Origin of the sequence: Bacillus sp. FSL L8-0152 (assembly GCF_038006365.1) — a bacterium.
GTDB lineage: Bacteria > Bacillota > Bacilli > Bacillales > Bacillaceae_G > Bacillus_A > Bacillus_A cereus.
The window spans coordinates 139,888-161,944 of sequence record NZ_JBBOVB010000002.1; the positions used below are offsets into that span (position 1 = coordinate 139,888).

Genomic DNA, 22,057 nt, shown 5'->3' on the forward strand with positions numbered 1-22,057 from the left:
TTTTTAATAAAAGTAATTTTTGTATTATAAGTGTTAAATAATCAATAGTTGTAAAGGAAAAAATCTATGTTTTTAGTAATCTACACGATTGGATTAGAGACAATTAGATGTGTAGTACATTCTAGAAGTTTTAAATATCAATATTCCAAAAATCTTGATAATCAATATGCTTATCAAATTTTTTTAGTATTCTAATGATTTTAGTTGCAGATGTTAAAGTGGGAATACGATCCTTTTTATTTGCTAAATCACTTATCAGAGATTTACTTAATCCAGTCCTTTGTACAAGCCATTGTTGTTTGATTCCTCTGTGATCTAAATACTCACCAAATGGAGTTCTTTTTTTTCCTAGACCAAACATAAAGAATCCCTCCTAATTAAGAATGATGTATAAATAGCTTGTACAAAATTCCATAAATTTAAACTTTTGTCCATAAATATGGAATTATAATTTAGAATAAAGCATAGAATAATATAAATAAAATGAAAAAATATGGAATAATTTTGAGGAATCTAGCATTCATAGTAATAGCTACAAGTTGCTGATACACTATCCTAATGGCAACTTGTTGCAAAGGGTATTACTAAAATAAAAAAATCTGAAACTCCTTACGTCAGAAGGATTTTCAGATTTTTTCTTTTTTAGATCTTTAATTTATAGATACGTATTTTATAGATTATTATGCATAATATGGCGAATGAGTAGAATGGATTATCTGCTTATATAGCTTGATCGACCTTGTCACTAAGCATATAAATCTGTTTTAGATATGATGAAAGGAAATACTGACAAAAAATGTGAAATCTGAAATCAGTCATATCTGGTCCAGTATACTCACCACTTTCTACCCAGCTGTTAAGTTATCAGTTTGTAGTGAAAAAAGTACAGTCGGCCAGTTTGTGTAACAAAAAATATTTCTATCCCGTCTACAAATGGTTTATTAATATACAATTCAGGGATCATACTTATATTACAAACACTATGAATACTTTTTTGTTTCATAAATTCTCTTCCGTTAATACACTTGCAAGTGTATTATTTTGGATCTTTATGTGTCAAATGAATAATGTTTTTATCTGAATTTTCTTCACCATATTATGTTTGGGTTGCCATACCCAACATAATATGAAAAATCTCAATCTCATTTTTATAGGATGAAATGAGATTGAGACTCTTTTGTTGTTTATTTGCTGGATAATGGAATGGTAACTAAAAATTCTACGCCTTGTTTGGTATTATTTATAGAATATGTGATAAAAAGGGACTCGAAAATTTGTTTTACAATATATAAACCTAAGCCACTCCCTCCCGTATTTCGATTTCTTGACTTTTCGATTCGATAAAATGGTTTGAAAATATGTTGTATATCTTCTTCTTTTATTTTGACACCTGTATTGATAACTCGCATTTGGACGTTGTTTTGTTTAGAATCCTTTGTTAACTTTATATAGACTTTTTCGTTATACGGTGAATACATAATCGCATTATGAATGATGTTTTTACATGCTTTTTCTAAAAGAACATAATCCGTATAAACAAAAATATCAGAATCGACTTCTTTTATTATTTGAATGCCTTTTTGAGAAGCAAAAAATTCGAGTTTTTTGGCAATTGTATCTATTGATCTCGAAAGATTTACTTCTTCCACTTGAAGTTTAAAGGTATGTTGTTCTAATTTTGACATGCTTAAAATTTCGCGAACCAGTTGTTCCAGACTTTCAATTATTTGATAATTTTTCTTTAAATACTGGTCACGATTTTGATAAGGGCCGATATTATATATCATCCCTTCTAGGTATCCTTTCATAACAGTAAGAGGAGTTTTTAATTCATGTGCTACAATAGCAAAGAATTCCCTTCGCTTTGTTTCTATTTCTCTTTCTTTTTCAATATCACTTTTTAATTGCTGATTCGCTTTTTGTAAATCAAAAATTGCCTGTTGTAAATTTATGGACATATCATTCAAGCTATTGGACAATTCCCCTAATTCATCCATAGAACGAACCTCAATTTTTTCGGAGAAATCCAAGTTTGCCATCTTTTGTGCACCTTTATTAATATAAATAAGTGGTTTAGTAATAAACCTTGAATAGAGATAAGCACTTCCTAAACCAATAACCAGTACAATGATACTAATATAGGGTAGAAAACGTACCAAGACCTGTGAAGCTTCATCGATTGGTTGAAATGTTGCGAACACCACAAGCGTTAAGTTAACATCTTGGAATTGTATTGGCTTGGTAGCCTCATATGAATTACGAGATTGAGCCAAACCCTTTATTGGTACTGTTGTAACAAAACCTTTTGCTGGAGTACCCCCCTGAACAGTACCCCCCTGAACAGTACCCCCTGAACAGTACCCCCCTGAACAGTACCCCCCGAACAGTACCCTCTTGAATAGTACTCCCATGAATAGTACTTTGAAGAAAAGGAGAATAAATAAGCCTTCCCTGATTATCTTGAAGATATATAATTGCATTATTTTTTTGTGCGTATTCATCAACAAGTGGTGTTGCATTTTGAAGCGTAAGATCTTTAGATTTATCAATTATTTCTTCGATTCCCGTTTGAAGCTGATCTGTTTTGTATTTCTCATAAAATTTAGGGAGAAAGAAGTATAAAGTTACATAAATTAAGGTTGCAAAGGCTAACAAAATGAGGGATGTAGTCATAAAGAGTTTATAGGTAATTCTCTTCATCTTTATGATTTTTACAATCTTATTCATCGATTTTATAACCAATGCCCTTTACTGTTTTAATATAGGGTATATCTAATTTTTTTCGTATATTTTTCATATGCGTATCAATCATTCGTGTATCTCCGGCATACTCATATCCCCAAATTTTTTCTACGATATTTTCTCTTGTGAGTACCTTTTTCTCATTTTGAAGTAGTAGTTGCAGAATTTCAAATTCTTTTGTCGTTAAGGGAACTTCAGTTTTATTTACATATACTTTATATGCATCGCCATCGACATGTAGTTCTCTAAATACAAAATGATTATCTGTACTTTGATTATTACTTCTTCTCAGTACTGCTTCGACTCGTCTCATCAAAACATGAAAAGAAAAAGGTTTCGTAATATAATCATCGATTCCAAGATCAAATCCTTTCATTTGATCTTGTTCTTCTTCTAGCGCAGTTAGCATAATAATTGGTATATTTGACTGACTTCGAATCATTTTGGCAACTTCAAATCCATTCAGGTTTGGCATCATCACATCTAGAAGAATTAAATCGAAGGACTGCTTATTAAATTGTTTCATGCCCTCTAATCCATCTGATGCAACTATAACTTTATACTGTTGTGTCATTAAAAATTGTTTGATTAATTCTTGTATTTCTTGATCATCTTCTACCACCAGAATGTGATAGTTCTTCATAATATCACCTCTTGTAGTCATTATAACCTTCCAAACTGGAGTTGATGTGGAGACGTATTAGAAATACTATAAAAACTTCATAAGAAAACTACATGTATTTCAAATTAGCTCCAGATGCATGAGATAGTTTATATACATAGCAAGACAGAGGGAGGTAATTAAGATGTCACTAGAAGCAAACATCATTCTTTCTTTATTAGATGTACAACTGTGGATGGCCCCTCATTCGAATAATAGACGCATAAAAGAGAAAAAACAAAAATTGAAACCAGCACCGGGCTTAAACAAATACACAAGTGTAAATAAAAGAAAACTATATAAGTCTAGTGAACAAAAATAGGGAGGATTAAATTGATTCTCTCTATTTTTGTATTCCATAATTAGGTACTGAAAATCTTTACTATAACTCTAGATTAGCTCCATATAGAATACAGATTAAGTTTGTATGATACATGATGTTGACGACTTACACAATCTATCAAATTTTATCCCTTCCTTCTTATTTACACACAAACCTATTACCATCCATTCTCACGAGAATGCTAGAATCTAAGTTTATAACAAAAGAATAAATAAGCTAATGGATGTTCATTGTCCCTTGTTTCCACTTTTTGCAAAACACCTGTATAAACACGTATCCTACTTTGTACATTGAATACTCTATTTGTTGAGAGCCAAATAGGCTCTTTTTTTTTAGAGAAAAGCTCGAAGTGGGTTTGAATATCGTCATACATATATTCATAGGAAATTTCAAATATAATGTTACCCCTACGAAAAAACAGTTGATTTATGTTTAAACATGCCTAAAGGTGAAATTTTCTTTTTTTGAAATGGTGATTCTTAAATATTACATTCAAACATCGTATTTCAAATATTAAGATAAAAACATTTAATTGTAAATTAAAGGAGAAAGGGATGTTCACAATGGGACACGATGATACAAATCAAACAGAAAGTAATAGGCGTACAGTCTATAAAAAAACAGGTTATTTTTTCACAGGAATAATTGGTGCAGTGATTGGTGCAATTACCATTGGATTGACCACTCCTTATATAAATGAAATCAAAGGAAGTGCAGGTCAATCTCCTAAGAATAACGAAGTAAATCAGGCTACGCCGATCTCTTACAAACCAGAAGATGTGAGCAATCCTCAAAATATGATTGAATCTGCAAAAGAAGTTGTCGTAGGTGTCATTAACTATAAACAAAATGCAGATTCATTTAATATGCAAGTTCAATCAGAAGAAGCTGGTTCGGGATCAGGGGTCATATATAAAAAAAACGGCAATAAGGCTTTCATTGTTACAAATAATCATGTGATAGACGGTGCGAATAAAGTAGAAGTGAAATTGAATAATGGTAAAAAAGTTCCCGCTAAAGTAGTAGGGACAGATCCATTATTAGATTTAGCAGTATTAGAAATTGATGGGGCAGATGTAAAAAGAGTCGCAACACTTGGAGACTCAGAAAAAATTCGTACAGGGGAAACGGTAATAGCTATTGGGAATCCATTGGGGTTAGAAGGTAGTGTAACAAAGGGGATTATTAGTAGTAAGGAACGAGAAATACCTGTTAGTACTCTTGGAGATCAACAAGTTGATTGGCAAGCACAGGTAATTCAAACAGATGCAGCTATTAATCCTGGGAATAGTGGAGGAGCTTTGTTTAATGAACAGGGTGAAGTCATTGGAATTAATTCAAGTAAAATTGCACAACAAGCTGTTGAAGGAATTGGATTTGCAATTCCGATTCATATAGCCAAAACGATCCTAAAGTCTCTTGAGAAAGATGGAACAGTTAAACGTCCGATGATGGGTGTACAGTTATTAGATGTGGAGAAAATGACAGACTCTGCACGCAATCAATTAAAATTACCAAAAGAGATATCAAATGGTGCAGTATTGCGGAATATCTCATACCAATCACCAGCAGAAAAAGGTGGATTGCAACAATATGATGTTGTGATTGCATTAGATGGACAAAAAATAGAAAATGTCGTTCAATTCCGAAAATATTTATATAAAAAGAAAAAATTGGGGGATACAATTAAAGTAACAGTTTATCGAAATGGTGAAAAACTAATAAAAAACGTAAAATTAGCGGATTAAACAAGTGCCGCTTAAAAATATAGCCACCTTTCGGTGGCTTTTTTATATGTGCTTTTTGTGTGGGTACTAGATATATCAGAGGTGGTAAACGTCATGAAGCAAAAAGAATGCCTACATTGGTATTCCATGCAGGAGGCTAATTTTTCTAGCGATAGTATCTCATCTTGTACTGTAGGGGTCATAAATAAAGGGAGTTATCCCGTGTTTGTATTCCTTCCTCAAGTTAATTGGTTGGTGACTAATATTTTATACCTATTATTATTCCGTTTGTCCTCATTCCACATTAAATGGACTGACTCTTTACCAATGTTCAAAATCGATTACATATTTTAATTTGTGTTCCAGCTTTTCTTGACTATATTAACGAATCACTACATATGCACTCCAGATAAGCCCTAATATCTTTAGATAATCTACTGAATATCTTCATATAAACTCCAGATAGTGTATTTAGAATAACAACTATCAAGGAGGTTAGGAAAAATGAATTTTATAAAACGCGCAATTCTCAGTATGAAAAAAAGAATAGGAACATCATTAATTTTGATGGCGGTCTTTCTGATTGTTACAAATTTAGTGTTGGCAGGATTTGCAATCCAAAATGCATCAAAAAAAGCTGCGGATGCAGCAAGAAAAAAATTAGGTGCAGATGTCACTTTAGGTCTTGATTTTGATAAATTAGGTCAACAAGCTAGGGAAACTGGAGAGATGCCTAAACCACCAAAGCTTAACACAAAAGAAGCAGATCAATTAGCTAAGTCCAAGTATGTAAAAGATTATAATTACATAACCAATACTTTCGGAATTTCGGATGGATTTAAACTAGTAGGTGCCTCAGAAGGAGAAGACGAAGGAAAAGGTCGAGTTGGAATGGTGGCAGCAGCGGGTGGATCAGGTTCGGGCTCAGAAATAGATATGAATTCTTCTTTTTTAATAGAAGGAGTTCGTAAAACTGTATTACAAGAAACTTTTAAAAATGGAAAAAGTAAAATCATTGATGGGAAACCAATTACAGAAAAGATGAAAGATCAGAATGTAACTTTAATGGAAAAACGATTAGCGGAACAAAACAATTTGAAAGTAGGAGATAAGATTAAAATTCAATCAGGGGATAAGAAGCAAACTCTTGAATTTGAAATTATTGGTATTTATGAAACGAATGAGCAACCAATGGGTCAGCATGCTCCTCCTATGATGGATCCAGCTAATAAGCTATATATGCCTTACTCTACTTTAAAAAAATTAGAAACCGATGACGGTATGGGTAACAGTATTCAAGCCGTGTACTTCTTGAACGATCCACAATACATTGATGGATTTAAAAAAGAAGCAAAAAAATCTGATATTGATTTTAATTATTTTAAGTTAGATGCACATGATTCACTGTACAAACAAATGATTGGTCCTATCGAAAATATCGCTGCTACTTCTCAAATGATTATCTATATGGTATCTATTGCAGGTGCAATTATCTTAGGATTAATTATTATGTTATCGATTAAAGCACGTCGTAAGGAAATGGGAATCTTATTGTCCATTGGAGAGAAAAAATGGAAACTGATGGCGCAGTTCGTAGTAGAAGTAGTATGTATCGCTATTTTAGCATTTGGATTATCTCTAACAACAGGAGCTAAAGTTTCTCAATTCGTAGGGGATAATTTACTTTCGAGTGAAGTTGCTACAGCAGGCGAAGAAACAGACACTTCACAAAATGGAACTGTAATGGTGGCTGGACCAGGTGGAACTGTACAAAATCAAAAAGAGGATCCAATAGATAAAATTAATGTAAGTGTAACAGGAGAAGACGTAGGGAAAATGGGTGGGATTGGACTAGCTATTGCTATATTAGCAACTATTTTGCCAGCATTATCTATTCTACGCTTAAATCCAAAACAAATCCTTTTAAAAGATGAATAAGGAGGCTCGATATGGAGACGATTTTACAATTTAAAAACTTAGATTATTATTATGAAAGTAACGGAAAAAAAGTAAAGATACTAGATAATGTTAATTTTTCTTTTCAAAAAGGGCATTTCTACACGATTTTAGGGCCATCTGGATCTGGTAAAACTACCACGCTTAGCTTAGGTTGTGGGCTTGATATACCTAAAAATGGTTATGTACTTTATAATGGCAAGGATATTAGAAAAATTGGTTTGGATCGATACCGTAATCAAAATGTATCCGTAATTTTCCAATCCTATAATTTAATTACCTATATGACTGCCATTCAGAATGTACTAACGGCAATGGAAATTACAGGTGTAAAGGTAAAAAATAAAAAAGCAAGAGCATTAGAATTATTAGAGAAGGTAGGACTCACAGAAGTAGAAGCGAAACGAAATGTCTTACAACTAAGCGGTGGACAACAACAACGTGTAGCAATTGCCCGAGCATTATCTTGTAATGTTGACTTATTGATTGCGGATGAGCCGACAGGAAACCTTGATGAAGAAACAGCAAATGACATTATTGATTTGTTCCAGGAGCTCGCTCATCAAGAAAATAAATGTGTAATTGTTGTAACGCATTCACAGGAAGTTGCAAAAAAATCGGATCGAGCTGTTTATTTAAGTCAGAAAAAATTAGCAGTGAAAGATGCACCTAGCATCTAAAAAAGAAATACCACGACTAAAAGAGTGTGTACGGTATGGAAATCGTGAAAATGATAAATAACTAGTTAATTATTTTCCGGAAAAATATATGATTAATTTAAAAAGGAATGGAGATAAAAATCTCCATTCCTTTTTAGATAGATAATTAAACCTTATTTAACAGCCTCTTTTAAAGCTTTTCCAGCTTTAAATCCAGGTACTTTTCCTCCTGGGATATGCATTTCTTCGCCCGTTTGGGGATTGCGCCCAGTACGTGCAGAACGCTTACGTACTTCAAATGTACCAAATCCAATTAACTGTACGGATTCCTCTTTTTGAAGAGATTGTGTAATTTGATCTAGGATAGCTTGTACAGATGCAGTAGCCTCTTTTTTAGTAAGTGATGTTTTCTCAGATACTTGGTTAATTAGTTCGGTTTTATTCATTATGAACCTCCATTAAATAATATTTGTTAATTTAATTTTATAGTATAGTAGGTTTTCAAGAAAGGGCAAATTTTATATAAATATAATATTAAAAAGTTGAAGATACTCTTACAGTTTTGTATAGGGGTATTAGGTGTTTTTACTTTGAAATCTATACTATATAAATAGTTAAATAAGGGGAATTGTATTGTAGAGAAGATACAGGCACCCATTTGTAAAATTATAAAATGAAATAAAAATTAATTAATTGAAGTAGTATCACCTAACTATAAATTTAAAGGTAAATAGACTCAAACGAAAAAATTCACACCTTTTAATTAAAAGTATGTGAATTTTTTGTTTTGGGTGCTTAAAATTTTTAAGTCAATGATTAAACGTCGGAAATTGAGTCATATATTAGATTTCTCAGCAATATTAAAAATATATGGCGTAAAGATTAAAAAGAAACCCAATATCACCATCAAAGAATTTAATGAAAATAAAGAAGAATCGTTAATCAAAGATGATCCAAAAATAATTACAAAAGTCATACCAGTTCCACGCAAAATAGATTTAAAAGAAAAAGAATTTGTCATCATTTCAAATGATTTCAATTGCAAATTTTCAATTGATTTAACTACTTTGGTTTTCATGTTTAATCCTTCTTTCTAAAAAATAGGGTATATACTATATTTATTGTATTCCTGGGTGTTTTTAAATTCAAATTTTTAAGGAATTCAATTTTGTATAACAAATCAGTAGGTATTAGGAAGCGGGGTAAGTTGCTTTATCTGTAGGAGGGAACTGAAAGGTATATATTTTCTTTAATTTAATAATTTAGCTTTTTAGAAAAAGAAGAACGCTTTCTATTAACTAAATCCCCCTAATTTCGGTTTGCTTGATAGTAATAGGGGTCACCATACATGCCCATCAACTTAAAAATGAAAACAAAGTGTACTTTCATTTTGTGGAGGTAAAGCATTCCTAAAATAGAAGCATACTTTTAATAATATGCATACCAAATAAACCCTAACGGGTTTCCTTTTTTAAATTATGCAACTTTCTTTTGTTTTTTCAACCCATTATACTCATAAACAACACCCATAATATCAAAAACAGTCTTCTTCTCATATCGATGAGATTTTCTTCCGTTCTTCTGTAGGAGGTGGAACAGGCTGATTAGGATCTTTGTTATTTCTTGGATGTTTTGTTGTATGGCTTGATACAAACTCGATAAGTGATCTTGAATCATTCCAATTGCTTTATATTCACTTAATTCTTGTTTCTTCTTTTGTAAAATTAATTGTCGCATCTTAAACATAGTAGAAGAACATAGAAAAATGGCAATGAGTTTTCCATAAACATGGCATTCTAATCGCTCTTGTTTAATATGTTGCCAATGATGAATTTGAAATAAGGATTTCCAAGTTTTAAAAATGATTTCAATTTGCCAGCGGAGAGAGTAAAAATTATGGATTTGTTCCATCGGAGCAATCTCCCAAGGTGTATTGGTAACATATAGGTTCATGCCAGCTAATCGTTTGCTTTTTTCCGAATATGTAATCCCTTTTTTACTTTCTGTGTACACTTGTTTTTTCATACGCTCACGAAGTTGTTTTTCTGTTAATCGATACATAATCACCCGAGTAAATAGTTTTTTATCCTTTCCAATATAAGCTTCTTTTATTTCATAGGACTGTCCTGGTTTTAAGGTATCCATGATGTGCTCTAAATCAACTTTGATGTACTGCGATTGTTTTTTTATTGTTCCGTTTCGAAAGTATTCAGGAAATTCATTTTTGACATATACCCTATTGTTTAATTTGAGTCGCGATATATAGTACACACCACGTTGATCCATTTGATCTAAATCATCCAGTGAATAATAGCCTAAATCCCGAATACATAGGTCACCAGGGCGTAATGTTGATAAACACTCTGTTCCAAAGGTTTTATCATTATTTTTCCTTGGTTCCACTTGGAAATTTAAAAACTGACCACTATGTAAATCATATTCTAACTGGATTTTTATACCCGCTGTTTGTGCACAACCACCTGATCCAGGATATACATTGGTCAAGTGTTTTGGTACGTGAAAAATGGTTGCATCTAAAATACGAATTCGCTGAAAATAGGTAAGTGAAGCACTTGGAATTGCTGACTTTCCACAAACTTTATTTTATAATAATGTGGAGAAAATATGTTTCAAAAAGAACACTGCCTTTTTATTAAAGCGCTTATTTAGTCCTTCAGGACTCATAAGAGTTCCTGTTGATGCATGTAGCTGACTACACAATCGGACTAATGAATCACTCGCTACTCGTTGACTAATCCAGACACATATAGTAGCTAAATCATACCCTGAAAATTTACGTTTTCGTTTTACAAAACCTAGCTCTCTAGCGAGATTTTCCAAAAATGAAGGGGTAAGATGTTCATATAATTCTTCAGCAAATAATTGTAATTCGTCAGAAATTGATAGATACATACAAAAACGCCATCCTTTCCTATGATTCTACAGAAAGAATAGCGTATTTTTTGGTTTTGGTGCAAAGGTAGTAGAAAAGAAAATATAACATATATATTTCTAGCATAATGGTAGGATAATCCTGGTTCCTCATCATTTCTACTCTTACTTTTTATCCATTTGATAAAAACACCCATCATATGGATAAAAATTTATCTTAGCTTGATAGTGATCGGGTACCGCTGTTTTGTGCAAGCAACAATCCCTGAAAAATGCAGAAAAAATTCCAGAGGCGCGCAGCTATTTTTTTAAATGTTAATTTTGGTATTTCCAGAAGATAAAGCATTTCGCAAATGATAACTTTCACCTGTGAATGCAATGATATGAGCATAGGTCCCCTTTTAATACTTATAAATAGCTTTCTTAAATGGATTTCATCATATCTATATTTGTAATTTCATAGCCTAACTTTTCATATAATCCACGAGCAACTTTGTTATGACCAAAAACATGAAGTCCAATTTTTTTCATTCCTAATTCTTTAGCAATCACTTCAATTTCTTTCATTGCCTTTTTACCATATCCTAACCCTTGATATTGCTCAAAAATAATAAAGTCATAAATAAAACCTTCCTCATTACTTGTAGGCGATTTTTGCGCAATCCAAATCATTCCAACTAGATTTTGATCATGAAAGATAGAGTATAAATAATTGTACTCCGTTTTTTCACCTTTTGGTAACAGCTGATCAAATTCTATTTTGGACAAGTTAACAGCTTCATCTTCACTCCAATTTCCAGCAGCAACCTTCTCTTTCGCATAATCTTCAATCTCATTCTCATAATAACGCTGAAACTCCTCTTCGGCCATAGGCTTTAGTGTAATCACGTATTTCCCCTCCCGCTATGTTAATTATTCTTTATTTTAAATTTTTAATCTGAGGCGTGCAAGCAACAATCCCTGAAAAATGCAGAAAAAATTCTAGAGGCGCGCAGCTATTTTTTTAAATGTTAATTTTGGTATTTCCAGAAGATAAAGCATTTCGCAAACGATAATTTTCACCTGTGAATGCAATGATATGAGCATGATGGACCAAACGGTCCACCAATGCAGAAGTAAGCCGATTATCACCAAATAGGGATCACCATACATGCCCGTCAACTTAACATTTTGAAGTATCCCCCAAACAAAAAAATTGCACTGTTAAAGGTAAATATAGAGCTAGAATGTAGGTTATTAAGAATTAATAATTATTAAAGTAGAAGATTTTAAGAATGTTTTAACCTGGCTGAATGAAGGTTCGTTTATTTCCCCCTTAAGTTGATGGGCATGGGGTCACCATATCATTTCGGGAAAATTGTACGTTTAGACACAGTTTGAACATAAACTAACCGATTCCCTATACGCTAAGGAATCGGTTAGTCGTTTTATTGTGAATTTTCTTGTAATAAACTTAGATTATTGAGTTTTTAGTTGAACTTTCCTAATCTAAAATTTTAACAATTAGTGGAGATCCCTTTTTATTTCGCTCAATTAAAGCTTTAATCTGATTAGACATCGTTATCTTTACATGTAATGGTAAATATTCTGGGAATTTATCCATAATAAGACCGTTAATATATTGAATAAAGCCGATTAATTCAGCCGTTCCTATAAGATTTGTTGATATGTCTATTTGTAAATCACTGAGTGCGCCATCTATATAGAATCCCTTCCCTAAAACAGTAATGCCTTCTGGGAAATAGGTACGAATATTTTCAGTGAAATTAGATAATCTCATTGAATCATCTCGATGATTTGATAATGCATCCTCAGACGGAAATAAGAAATATTTTTCATCTGTATTTTCCCAATCTGTAATTTCTTTTTCCCCTTTATCTACTTTTCCGTACGTTAAAATTGAACCTGGTATGAGAGCACTTTTCGCTTCTTGTTGATAAATAGCAAAGATTATGGGTACATCTTTTGTTTCACTCTTTTGATGTATTATTTTTAAAATATCATTTGCCATTTTCTTTCCTTCAGATATTAATTTCTTTTCGTTAATTGGGACTTCCCTTTGATAGTCATGTTCTTCCTTAAAATAATGAACAGAATTCATTACAAGACCAATAACTATGCCACCTAATTCATTATGTTTCCCTTTTTGTAAAACATAATTTTGTTCCAAAATTCCAGCAATATATTCTGGATTTTTTTTATTTTCTTCTTCACTATTTTGTTTACCATCTGGTATTAATGGATTAAGTCCAATATTAGGAATTTGTTTTCCTAATTCCCTCACCAGATCCTCTTGTTGCTTTTCTGTTCGTTTTCTTAATAACAGAGATTCTAATGTAATTTTGTCTAGTGTATTACCGTTTTGAAGTAAATACTCTTTTGGATTGAAAAATCTTTTTGCTACACGTGTTAAACCCACTTCAAATTCATCTCTATTCAACGGATTTATTTTATTATTTTTACTTATATGAACTAATCCATTGGTTAAACCCTTCTCGAGCGGAACGGGCGTTCCGTAACTATCATTTGATACTAAAATCTTTTTGTCTTGTTTATTTTTATGTGTTTCGTCTTTCTTTTCAAAGCTACATCCACTTAGTGCTACATTTAAACTAAATACTAATAATATTAACTTCTTCAAACCACCATACTCCCTTGATTTTTTTGGAATTGTAATTTTATATTATATTAAAAAGATTAAATTTTTATAAAGTAAAAATAAAGATATTATAAAAGTAAGTTATTCCAATATCTTTTAAGTATTTTATTTATAGTAACAGATACGTGTACAGAAAATTGTATGTTTCTGTACACGTTAATATGGAACATAAAATTATAGGATTTCTTCTTTTTTGTGTTCAAAAACCTTGTAAACTTATCTATGTTCAGATAAATATCTGGAATTAAGTTATTGAACAAAAGGAGAGAAAAAAGAGTGAAGGTTGGATATGTTCGAGTATCTACAATTGATCAAAATTTAGACTTGCAAATTGATGCTTTGAAATCTTATAGAAGCTAAATGGTTGAGTACTTGAAAAATAGTAGCATCTAAAATACGTATACGTTGAAAATAAGAAATGTATTGGTTTGAGATTTGAGAAGAATCATTTAGTTTACTTTGGATTAAAAGGGAAAATACACGCTGTAGAAATAAAACAGCACAACGGTTAAAACGTTGATTAAGTCCTTCTGGACTCATAAGTGTAGCTGTATTTGCATAAAGCTGACTACATAATCGAGTCAGAGAATCGCTTGCTACGTGTTGACTAATCCAGATACATAAAGCAGTCAAATCTTGTGCACCATACTTGCTTTTACGTTTTACAAAACCTGCCTCTTGTGCAAGTTGTTGAAGAATATGTGGGGATAGATATCGCTGTAGTTCTTCAGCGAATAAATGAAACTCATCCTGAATCGATAGATTCATACAAAAATGCCATCCTTTCTGTATATTTCTACAAAAAGAATAGCTTTTTTTTGTTTATATGGATACAAATTTATTTTAGCTTGATAGCGATGTATGGTGACCCCTAATAGAAATTTCTCATTAATAAGGGGAAGAGATTTTGGCTTTCTTGTATGAAAAGAACTTTGGATTGATATATATAACTGGCTTATTCCTATTTTTTAATTAAGGACTATCTAAGTTTTATTAACTTGATGGCAAACGGCTGTCGCCATATTTTTATCCAACTAACTAGAACAGGTTATCTTGCAAAGAAAAAGGAAAGAATGGGCATAGCTAATTAAAGTATAATGATTTACTTAAAACATATGGGGATGTTTTATTAGGGTGATATTAAATAAGATTGACAAATATAGACTACAAATGTAATCTAAATATAAGATTACATTTGTAGTCTATATTTATTTAATAATAAACCTATTTTAGGTAATTTATTCCAATGTTAAAATAGGGGTTGAAAATTTAAGATTACAAATGTAGTATCAATATTAGGATTACATTTGTAATCAAAGGAAGGAGGAAATTGGAAACGTGAAAAAAATACCTAAGATATCTGAAGCTGAGTTAGAAGTAATGAAAGTCCTTTGGTCAAAATCTCCACAAACGGCTAATGAAATAATTCAAGCTCTTGAAGGACAAATGGATTGGAATCCAAAAACGGTTAGAACATTAATTAATAGGCTAGTGAAAAAACAAGTAATTTTTTCTCAGCAGAAAATAGGAAGAACGTATATGTATGGCCCTTTGATCTCACAAGATGATTATTTACAAGTAGAAACTAAATCTTTTATTAAACGTTTTTATGGTGCTGCTTTAAAACCTTTACTTGTTAATTTTTTACAAGAAGAAGAGTTATCTTCTAAAGAGATCGATGAGCTCAAACGTATTCTAGATGATAAAAATAAAAATAATCAAAAGGAGGGAGAATAATTGTAATGGATATGTTAATACATACGTATCTCTCTACTCTTTTTGATTGGCTACTAGAAACTACCATTATGGCCAGTATATTGGTAGGTTTTATCTTATGTGTCAAAGTTCTACTAAGGAATCAATTAACAGCAAGATGGCATTACGCATTGTGGCTAATTCTGATTGTAAGATTAATTTTACCTTGGTCACCCGATAGTTCTTATAGCTTATACTCCATACTTTCACATGGATATGTAACTTCTACTTCTCTAATTCAGAAGGAAGCGAATGTTTCTGGTTTAAAAGTAATGAATGAACCTGCAAAGTATGCTGTTAATTCGAATGATTCCAATAAACCATTGGTTGAATCGAGTTCCAAAGAAAAAGAAAAGGTTGCCAAACACATATCTATGTATGAAATCTGTTTATATGTATGGATACTAGGTGTTTTTTGTTTAGGGGCTTTAACACTAATTGCAAATAGACGTTTATATTTATACATACAAAAGCAATCAATTATAACAGATGAAAGGATTTTAAATATTTTTGAGGGTTGTAAAGAAACGATGTCTATAAAAGAAGATATTCCTTTACAATTAGCCGGCAAGATTGCTAGTCCGACACTCCTTGGATTTAGAAAACCTAGAATATTATTATGTGAGCAGCATATACAACGATTAAATGATAATCAGATACGGTTTATTTTCTATCATGAATTAGCTCATTTTAAACGTAGAGATGTTGGGGTTAATTGGCTTATGCATCATCTGCTTATACTAAATTGGTTTAATCCAATCCTTTGGTATGCCTATTATTCAATGCGCGAAGATCAAGAAATTGCATGTGATGCATTGGCTCTTACCTTTATTGATTCGGAAGAAAGAATCGAATACGGGCATACAATCATTACATTATTAGAACACTATTCAAATTATTATCAAATGCCTAGTTTAGCAAATCTAAGTAAAAATAAAAAAGCATTAAAAAGGAGAATTCTTATGATAAAAAAATTTAATAAAAAATCGTATCGTTGGTCAGCTTTAGGATTGACAGCTGTATTAGGTATATCTACTTTTTCTTTAATGAATGCAAATGCTGAGGAGTTTAAGGGCGAATCACAGGCTACAAAAAATAAAATTGAACAAGCCGCTAAACCTGAAGAAATGACTAAGCTTGAAAAGAGTAAGGCAGAAGAAGCCGCAAAACAATCAGAAATGGACAGACTTAATAAGGCAGAAGAAGCCGCAAAACAATCAGAAATGGACAGACTTAGTAAGGCAGAAGAAGCCGCAAAACAATCAGAAATGGACAGACTTAGTAAGGCAGAAGAAGCCGCAAAACAATCAGAAATGGACAAACTTGAGCAAAGTAAAAAGAACACAGAGATCTCTGAAGCAGCAGTACTTAAACTTACCGAAAAACAAAAGCAATATCTTAAATCTAAAGGACTTCCAGTGAAGCAAACTTCTAAAGAATCTGAAGTTACGGGGCTTATGTTAGTTTCTCTAGTGAAACCTATTGATAATGGAGATGGAACAGGATTTCAGCCAGACCATGTTGGAGAAGTTGATATAATTCACAAAGATGAATATAAAAACAAATATGGTAAAGAAGATTATGTAGCATTCGCTGCATGGGAATAAGTCTAGTTATATTACCAATACTCTAAGATGAATTTATGATTATAATTAATAGAAAGCGTCATTCTTTTTATAGAAATCTATAGAAAGGATGGCGCTTTTATTAAAAAATGAATAGCATTTGTTTGCTAAAGAACTTCGGAAAGATATATTTATCCATCAAGAAATATTTGGCAAGCGTATCAAAATATTAATTTTATAGGCACAAGTTCATAGAATACCAAAAATTGGCTTGATGGGCGTAGTAAGGCAGGTTCTACTTTCGTTTGTTAGATATCTCATAGAATTTTATACTAAATAGAATAAAAGCATTTTTATCTTAATATGAATTGTTTCTAAAAATAAAAAAGAATCTAGTGGCATTTCTAGATTCTTTTTTATTGTTGCCTTTAATATAGCATACCTGGAGAGAATACCCTTTTGATATATAAGGTAATTGAACTTTTTAAACCGACGGAAGGATAAAGTAATCTTTTAGAAAATTAATTGGTGATAGCATATACTTTTACTGTAAATGGGTGATTCACACCAATTGGATTTGCGATATAATATTTAGAATTTGTATCTGCTGCAGTCCTGGACTCATTTGAAATATTGCTCCAACTAACACGATCTAGACCCAGAGAAACATCGACCATAATATTGAAAGAGATACTGTCAGAAGTCTCTCCCTGGGTAGGCTCAATAATCCATTTTAAACCGATTGTCCCTGGGGGTAAATTATTTATACTAAAGTTTTGGCTGGATCGGTTCTTTTCTCCAGGCAATGGCTTAGAGACAGAAGAAATGTGGGAAATTAATATCTCTTTTTCATTAACGTTTATCCCATTTAATTTAATGATACTATCTATTAAACCTGGACCTGGAAAATCATCTGCAATGATACCAGAATGTCTGATACCACCTTGTAGTATGAAATCTGTCCCCATTGTATTCATTCCACCATAAAATACTTGACCATTTGTGTCACGAGGGAAGTCTTTCCATTCATTTGTTGTGTTTTTTTGAATTAACTGTGGGTTACTACCAGTATCTCGATTTTCCTTTCCACTTGCAACAAACCAAGGATAATAATTATTCCATAATGCTGTAGCGCCACCTGTGCCGCTAAAATGGTTGAGATAGATATGATTATTGTTAAAATCTTTATTTGCCTTTAGAAGCTGGTTTTTTACTGCATTCCATTTCTCATACATTCCATCCGGTCCAGCGCTAACTTCAAAATTATCTTGGATATCTAATGATTCATAATTAATTCCGTATTCTTCAGATGCTGCGAAGTTTTGTAGTATTACAATTTTTCCGCGGATATCTCCTAACTTAGGGTTATTTCTTTCTGAAAATGGCACAGAATTAGGTTCCCAAAAATAGGACACATTACGGTCTTTATAACTTTTAAATATCTCCTCGAATGACAGTGAGCCGTTCTCTGGATCAGTTTCCTCTTTTAAGCGCATTAAAATTGTTTCTTGAGGGTTTTCTCTTAAAAATTGGATTGTTTCTTTTAATACATCTTCAAACATTGCTTTTTGATTTACAATACCATGCTGCATGGCAAAAGAATTTTTCACACGTTTAACACGCATGTCTACATAACGTATTCCTGCATTGAACTGCTGAGATAGGGGCATTGTTTGATTTCTTGTCAAATTCTCATCAATAAAACTCGCTCCATGTAAAGCCATTGAACCATGAGTACCTGGAATAGATAATTCGCTTATTCTTTTTGTATCTTCCAATTTTGACATCCAGTTTGGATTTCGATAACCTAAATCTGACTCATAGGAATAACCTGGATGTCTATCAGCAAATACTATTGAAGCTGTACATAAACTCGCTAGTGTAAAACAAGTAAGAATCCCGAATTTTAAATGTTTTTTTATCTTTATTTTCTTCATTATATCTCTCCTGATTTTAAACAGATTAGTCTTATATAATAATTTAGGTGCTTTTACCATATGCATAAAGTCCAGCATGAGAATAATAGAGCGTATTAATTTGAAAATTTAGTTTTTGTAAATAGTTTCAAATTTATAATAGGTACCAATGGGTTTATAAAGTCAAATAAGGTAATATATTAGCTACCATCAGAGTTACTATTGTCATTTACTTTAAAATATTGTGTTAGCTTTAAAATTTAGAGAGGAATATTTTCATTTAGATTTGCTCAAAGGTCATCGTACACTGGGAACATAAGTTTTGAAATGTAATCATACAAGGATGGGAAGGCCAAAATAATCAAGTGCAAGTTTAGTGAAATGATGACAAAGTATATTATCATACTTCATGTACTTTATAGGGCATACAATTCAAATCTAATATTATACAAAGAAAACAGAAGTCTTAAACTAGACGTCTGTTTTCCGAAGTACAATGAATTGCTGAAATTAGTAAGATCTACATGATTCTTAATTTTAATTAACATAGATTTTTATTTGTTAAGAACCTATGTGGCAAAATTATATGCATTCTATATCTGAGATCAAAAGACTTTTGGGGAGAGTCTCACTTGTATTAATGCATTAAAGTTAGAAATATATTTGTTACATATAATATCATTTTAAAAAAACTTACGAATAATACTTCTCTGTAATCCTAAATAATGCCTATAAGCTTATTTCTCATTAAAGCTTAAACTAACTGCAGTAGCAATAGATTGTCCTGCATGTTCCCAACTACCATCGATAACTTTACCAAGTTGTTGACCGAGTGAATTTAAATCATTTGGATTAACAGGAATTCCGTTATATGCAGCAAGAATTGATAAAAGTGGAGCTACAATTGGTGTCCAGCCGCCTCTATCAATATGAAATTCGAATCCGGTTACCTCACCATCTTTTTTTGTGAATTTATAGTAAAGTTGATCATCTGGACGGAAGCTTAAATGATGAGAGATTTGTCCGTATACATCTTTACCAGCTGCACCTCGATCCACAACTTCAATTTCTTTTACATTAAATTCATGCTCAAATACTTTTATTTTTTTTACTTCGGGACCATTTAATGCAGCTTGAACAGCCGTTTCTAGATTACTTTGTGCAAACGGTTGAATACTAACTTGTGATTCCTGTTGTTGGATAGGAGCAACTGTCTCAGCAGCAAATACTGATGTTGTAGGTAATGCACCTGTAGCTAATGTTGCAGCCAGAGCAGTTGCTGTAATGATTTTCTTTTTCATAATTTTACTTCCTCCTTTTTAATGTATGATAATAAACTATAAATTACTGACAGATAAATTATTTCTATACATATATAGAAAAACATTATTGTGGGTAATGGAAGTTAGACTGACAGATAATTTATATGATAATAGTATCAATATGCATTTGATTTCTCAATTTTCAGTCAATGTATTCAATACTAACCAATTTTAAGTAAGTTTTAGAAGGTAAAACTCTAATAGCAATCTAAAAACATGGCAATATTAGAGCGAAAATGAAATGATAATCATAAAATATTCTATTAAAATCAAAAAAATATAAAAAATTTCACATATATTTTTAGTTTTAGTTTATTTAATTATATTTAAATATATATAATTATAAATGTTTGTGTGAATTAAAAATGAAGAATATTAAAGTAATCGTTAAAATTAACGAAATGTTCAAGGTTTCAATCTCAAAATATGAAAATTAGTTATATAATCATTTTAAAGGGATAATTCACCCTTCCTCTAATGTTGTTGTTTACAAGTTTATAGTTCCAATGTGTTGAAGTTACGATAAAAAGAACTTGTAATTATATATTACAAGTTCTTTTTGTTTCGATTTTTTTGTGAAAGATATCTTAACTAGTTATGTTTTTCATATTTTATCAAGGGGACGGTAGAATTCTATCGGAAGTATATGTACATTATCGTAAAATAAATAGTAATTTGTATATAAACTAAGTGATTCTTAATCTTATTCTGATAACAAAAGGAAAGACCAACTAAAAATATAGTTGGTCTTTCCTTTAAGTTGGTGTAAAAACAAATAAATAAAAGATAGGTGAGAATTAATGCTGCTATGCAGTATTGATTCTGAATTAACTATAACACACTTCCTAAAAAGTAGTTGTGTCAGTTGATTGAACATTCATCCTTCTTTTTTATCAAATAAATACCTAAGATACATCACTTAATTTACAAAGGATGTATTTAAATTGAGGAATAGATTAATACTCTAGATTTAGAGGGTATATATTTTTTATTTTTGTACAATGTGTTTGCATTTAGAAATTAGTTATACTACCATCTTTTAATAGCTAATCTATTTATTAATAAGAAAGTATTAGTGTACATGGACACTAATTAATAATATAAAAATTTTAAGTTTCAAAATTTAATGAATTCACTTCCCTTAGATTGATTTTACGTAAAATAAACTACTTTAAAATTAAACGTATAAAAATGAAATATGAGGAGTAATCAAATGAAATTTATTTAAATTATAATATGTAGATATCATTAGAATGATTAGGTTGCATTTAGTAAAAAGAAGGCTAACATGTTGTGAAAGCAATTAATGGAGAAGAAACAATTTGTAACATCCATTCACATACAATCACTCTAATTTTTTTAGATATTATAATGTCAATAATGGATAGATATGAAGTGATGGGACAATTTTGTTTGAAATATTATAGGCATATCATCTTTTTAAGTACGAAAATATCTGATTTTGATAAGGTGGCAGGTCTTGTACTAGGCTCGGATGATTATATAACAAAGCCATTCTAAGCGCTTGAGTTGGTTTCACGTGTAATTGCACAACTTCATCAATTTTTTAGGTTAAATCAATTTCAAGTAGAGAAGGGAAGATCCCTTTAGAAGTAGGGGGAGTTGTTATTGATTTTGAGCAAAAAGTGGAACAGATATATGGAGAACAATTTAAATTAGCCCTAAAGAGCTTGATGTTTTGTGTCGATTAGTGAGTCACCCGAAGAAATTAGATAGTGTTTAAAACATCTTTCAACAAGTATGGGGAGACAATTTTTATTATGAAAATGGAAATACAGTTAAGGTGTATATTCATAGTTTGCGAAAATAAACTTGGCTAGGATAATAAAAGAATAAGTT

Annotated in this window: 16 protein-coding genes and 5 pseudogenes; 9 read left to right on the top strand and 12 right to left on the bottom strand. The window is 31.4% G+C overall.

The window, feature by feature from the left end; all coding sequences use genetic code 11:
- Positions 1-130: 130 nt before the first annotated feature.
- The 3 genes and pseudogenes from MHH27_RS29045 to MHH27_RS29055 all read right to left on the bottom strand — a co-directional run bounded on the left by MHH27_RS29045 (position 131) and on the right by MHH27_RS29055 (position 3,385).
- Positions 131-361 carry a helix-turn-helix domain-containing protein gene (locus MHH27_RS29045; protein WP_000467334.1) on the bottom strand — a complete coding sequence of 77 codons (231 nt, stop codon included), beginning with the start codon at positions 359-361 and terminating at the stop codon, positions 131-133.
- An 823-nt stretch (positions 362-1,184) separates the two neighbouring features.
- Positions 1,185-2,727: pseudogene (locus MHH27_RS29050) on the bottom strand (ATP-binding protein).
- Positions 2,720-3,385 carry a response regulator transcription factor gene (locus tag MHH27_RS29055; protein ID WP_061660506.1) on the bottom strand — a complete coding sequence of 222 codons (666 nt, stop codon included), beginning with the start codon at positions 3,383-3,385 and terminating at the stop codon, positions 2,720-2,722. The pseudogene MHH27_RS29050 and the gene MHH27_RS29055 overlap by 8 nt, the downstream one beginning before the upstream one ends.
- Before the next feature lie 163 nt (positions 3,386-3,548).
- Between MHH27_RS29055 and MHH27_RS29060 the strand changes: the two genes are divergently transcribed.
- The 4 genes from MHH27_RS29060 (at position 3,549) to MHH27_RS29075 (ending at position 8,109) form a co-directional block, all read left to right on the top strand.
- Positions 3,549-3,725, top strand: a complete 177-nt coding sequence (locus MHH27_RS29060) for a hypothetical protein (protein ID WP_000050958.1) — start codon at positions 3,549-3,551, stop codon at positions 3,723-3,725.
- 575 nt (positions 3,726-4,300) lie between these two features.
- Positions 4,301-5,494, top strand: coding sequence for a S1C family serine protease (locus MHH27_RS29065; RefSeq protein ID WP_340945122.1), 1,194 nt, complete (start codon positions 4,301-4,303; stop codon positions 5,492-5,494).
- Positions 5,495-5,977: 483 nt separating this feature from the next.
- Positions 5,978-7,411, top strand: coding sequence for an ABC transporter permease (locus MHH27_RS29070; RefSeq protein WP_305926229.1), 1,434 nt, complete (start codon positions 5,978-5,980; stop codon positions 7,409-7,411).
- An 11-nt stretch (positions 7,412-7,422) separates the two neighbouring features.
- Positions 7,423-8,109, top strand: coding sequence for an ABC transporter ATP-binding protein (locus MHH27_RS29075; RefSeq protein WP_000447832.1), 687 nt, complete (start codon positions 7,423-7,425; stop codon positions 8,107-8,109).
- Positions 8,110-8,261: 152 nt separating this feature from the next.
- Here MHH27_RS29075 and MHH27_RS29080 read toward each other — a convergent pair whose 3' ends face one another.
- Complete coding sequence (locus MHH27_RS29080; protein ID WP_001043921.1) at positions 8,262-8,534, bottom strand: HU family DNA-binding protein; 273 nt, start codon at positions 8,532-8,534, stop codon at positions 8,262-8,264.
- A 327-nt stretch (positions 8,535-8,861) separates the two neighbouring features.
- On the opposite strand from MHH27_RS29080, the gene MHH27_RS29085 reads away from it, so the two are divergent.
- Positions 8,862-9,185, top strand: coding sequence for a hypothetical protein (locus tag MHH27_RS29085; RefSeq protein WP_340945128.1), 324 nt, complete (start codon positions 8,862-8,864; stop codon positions 9,183-9,185).
- Between the two features lie 379 nt (positions 9,186-9,564).
- Here the strand turns inward: MHH27_RS29085 and MHH27_RS29090 are convergent.
- The 5 genes and pseudogenes from MHH27_RS29090 to MHH27_RS29105 form a co-directional block, all read right to left on the bottom strand.
- Positions 9,565-11,001, bottom strand: a pseudogene (locus tag MHH27_RS29090) (IS4 family transposase).
- A gap of 287 nt (positions 11,002-11,288) precedes the next feature.
- Positions 11,289-11,372 (bottom strand): annotated as a pseudogene (locus MHH27_RS32105) (ATP-binding protein); the annotation flags it as partial.
- 31 nt (positions 11,373-11,403) lie between these two features.
- The gene (locus tag MHH27_RS29095) at positions 11,404-11,868 is read right to left on the bottom strand and encodes a GNAT family N-acetyltransferase (RefSeq protein ID WP_000631398.1); all 465 of its coding nucleotides are present in this window, start codon (positions 11,866-11,868) and stop codon (positions 11,404-11,406) included.
- A gap of 115 nt (positions 11,869-11,983) precedes the next feature.
- Positions 11,984-12,118 (bottom strand): annotated as a pseudogene (locus MHH27_RS29100) (ATP-binding protein); the annotation flags it as partial.
- A 345-nt stretch (positions 12,119-12,463) separates the two neighbouring features.
- The gene (locus tag MHH27_RS29105; protein WP_340945130.1) at positions 12,464-13,621 is read right to left on the bottom strand and encodes a CamS family sex pheromone protein; all 1,158 of its coding nucleotides are present in this window, start codon (positions 13,619-13,621) and stop codon (positions 12,464-12,466) included.
- 294 nt (positions 13,622-13,915) lie between these two features.
- Here MHH27_RS29105 and MHH27_RS29110 point away from each other — a divergent pair, with 294 nt between their 5' ends.
- On the top strand, positions 13,916-13,999 hold the full coding sequence (locus tag MHH27_RS29110; protein WP_340945307.1) for a recombinase family protein: 84 nt from the start codon (positions 13,916-13,918) through the stop codon (positions 13,997-13,999).
- On the opposite strand, the pseudogene MHH27_RS29115 reads toward MHH27_RS29110, so the two are convergent.
- Positions 13,991-14,407, bottom strand: a pseudogene (locus tag MHH27_RS29115) (IS4 family transposase); the annotation flags it as partial. The gene MHH27_RS29110 and the pseudogene MHH27_RS29115 sit on opposite strands and share 9 nt — an antisense overlap.
- Positions 14,408-14,977: 570 nt before the next feature.
- Here MHH27_RS29115 and MHH27_RS29120 point away from each other — a divergent pair.
- Positions 14,978-15,376 (top strand): BlaI/MecI/CopY family transcriptional regulator, encoded by a 399-nt coding sequence (locus MHH27_RS29120; RefSeq protein WP_340945132.1) that lies wholly within the window; start codon positions 14,978-14,980, stop codon positions 15,374-15,376.
- An 11-nt stretch (positions 15,377-15,387) separates the two neighbouring features.
- Positions 15,388-17,001 (top strand): M56 family metallopeptidase, encoded by a 1,614-nt coding sequence (locus MHH27_RS29125; RefSeq protein WP_445688822.1) that lies wholly within the window; start codon positions 15,388-15,390, stop codon positions 16,999-17,001.
- A 479-nt stretch (positions 17,002-17,480) separates the two neighbouring features.
- Here the strand turns inward: MHH27_RS29125 and MHH27_RS29130 are convergent, their stop codons facing one another.
- Positions 17,481-18,896 (bottom strand): phosphatidylinositol-specific phospholipase C, encoded by a 1,416-nt coding sequence (locus MHH27_RS29130; protein WP_340945138.1) that lies wholly within the window; start codon positions 18,894-18,896, stop codon positions 17,481-17,483.
- Between the two features lie 716 nt (positions 18,897-19,612).
- On the bottom strand, positions 19,613-20,176 hold the full coding sequence (locus MHH27_RS29135) for a hypothetical protein (RefSeq protein WP_000726947.1): 564 nt from the start codon (positions 20,174-20,176) through the stop codon (positions 19,613-19,615).
- 1,314 nt (positions 20,177-21,490) lie between these two features.
- Here MHH27_RS29135 and MHH27_RS32110 point away from each other — a divergent pair.
- Positions 21,491-21,718 (top strand): response regulator, encoded by a 228-nt coding sequence (locus tag MHH27_RS32110; RefSeq protein ID WP_305926230.1) that lies wholly within the window; start codon positions 21,491-21,493, stop codon positions 21,716-21,718.
- The last annotated feature ends 339 nt before the right edge of the window (positions 21,719-22,057 follow it).

What these genes read in the sequence shown, in the direction of transcription:
- MHH27_RS29045 (WP_000467334.1), bottom strand. Translation starts at nt 361, where the DNA reads ATGTTTGGTCTAGGAAAAAAAAGAACTCCATTTGGTGAGTATTTAGAT.
- MHH27_RS29055 (WP_061660506.1), bottom strand. Translation starts at nt 3,385, where the DNA reads ATGAAGAACTATCACATTCTGGTGGTAGAAGATGATCAAGAAATACAA.
- MHH27_RS29060 (WP_000050958.1), top strand. Translation starts at nt 3,549, where the DNA reads ATGTCACTAGAAGCAAACATCATTCTTTCTTTATTAGATGTACAACTG.
- MHH27_RS29065 (WP_340945122.1), top strand. Translation starts at nt 4,301, where the DNA reads ATGTTCACAATGGGACACGATGATACAAATCAAACAGAAAGTAATAGG.
- MHH27_RS29070 (WP_305926229.1), top strand. Translation starts at nt 5,978, where the DNA reads ATGAATTTTATAAAACGCGCAATTCTCAGTATGAAAAAAAGAATAGGA.
- MHH27_RS29075 (WP_000447832.1), top strand. Translation starts at nt 7,423, where the DNA reads ATGGAGACGATTTTACAATTTAAAAACTTAGATTATTATTATGAAAGT.
- MHH27_RS29080 (WP_001043921.1), bottom strand. Translation starts at nt 8,534, where the DNA reads ATGAATAAAACCGAACTAATTAACCAAGTATCTGAGAAAACATCACTT.
- MHH27_RS29125 (WP_445688822.1), top strand. Translation starts at nt 15,388, where the DNA reads ATGTTAATACATACGTATCTCTCTACTCTTTTTGATTGGCTACTAGAA.
- MHH27_RS29130 (WP_340945138.1), bottom strand. Translation starts at nt 18,896, where the DNA reads ATGAAGAAAATAAAGATAAAAAAACATTTAAAATTCGGGATTCTTACT.
- MHH27_RS29135 (WP_000726947.1), bottom strand. Translation starts at nt 20,176, where the DNA reads ATGAAAAAGAAAATCATTACAGCAACTGCTCTGGCTGCAACATTAGCT.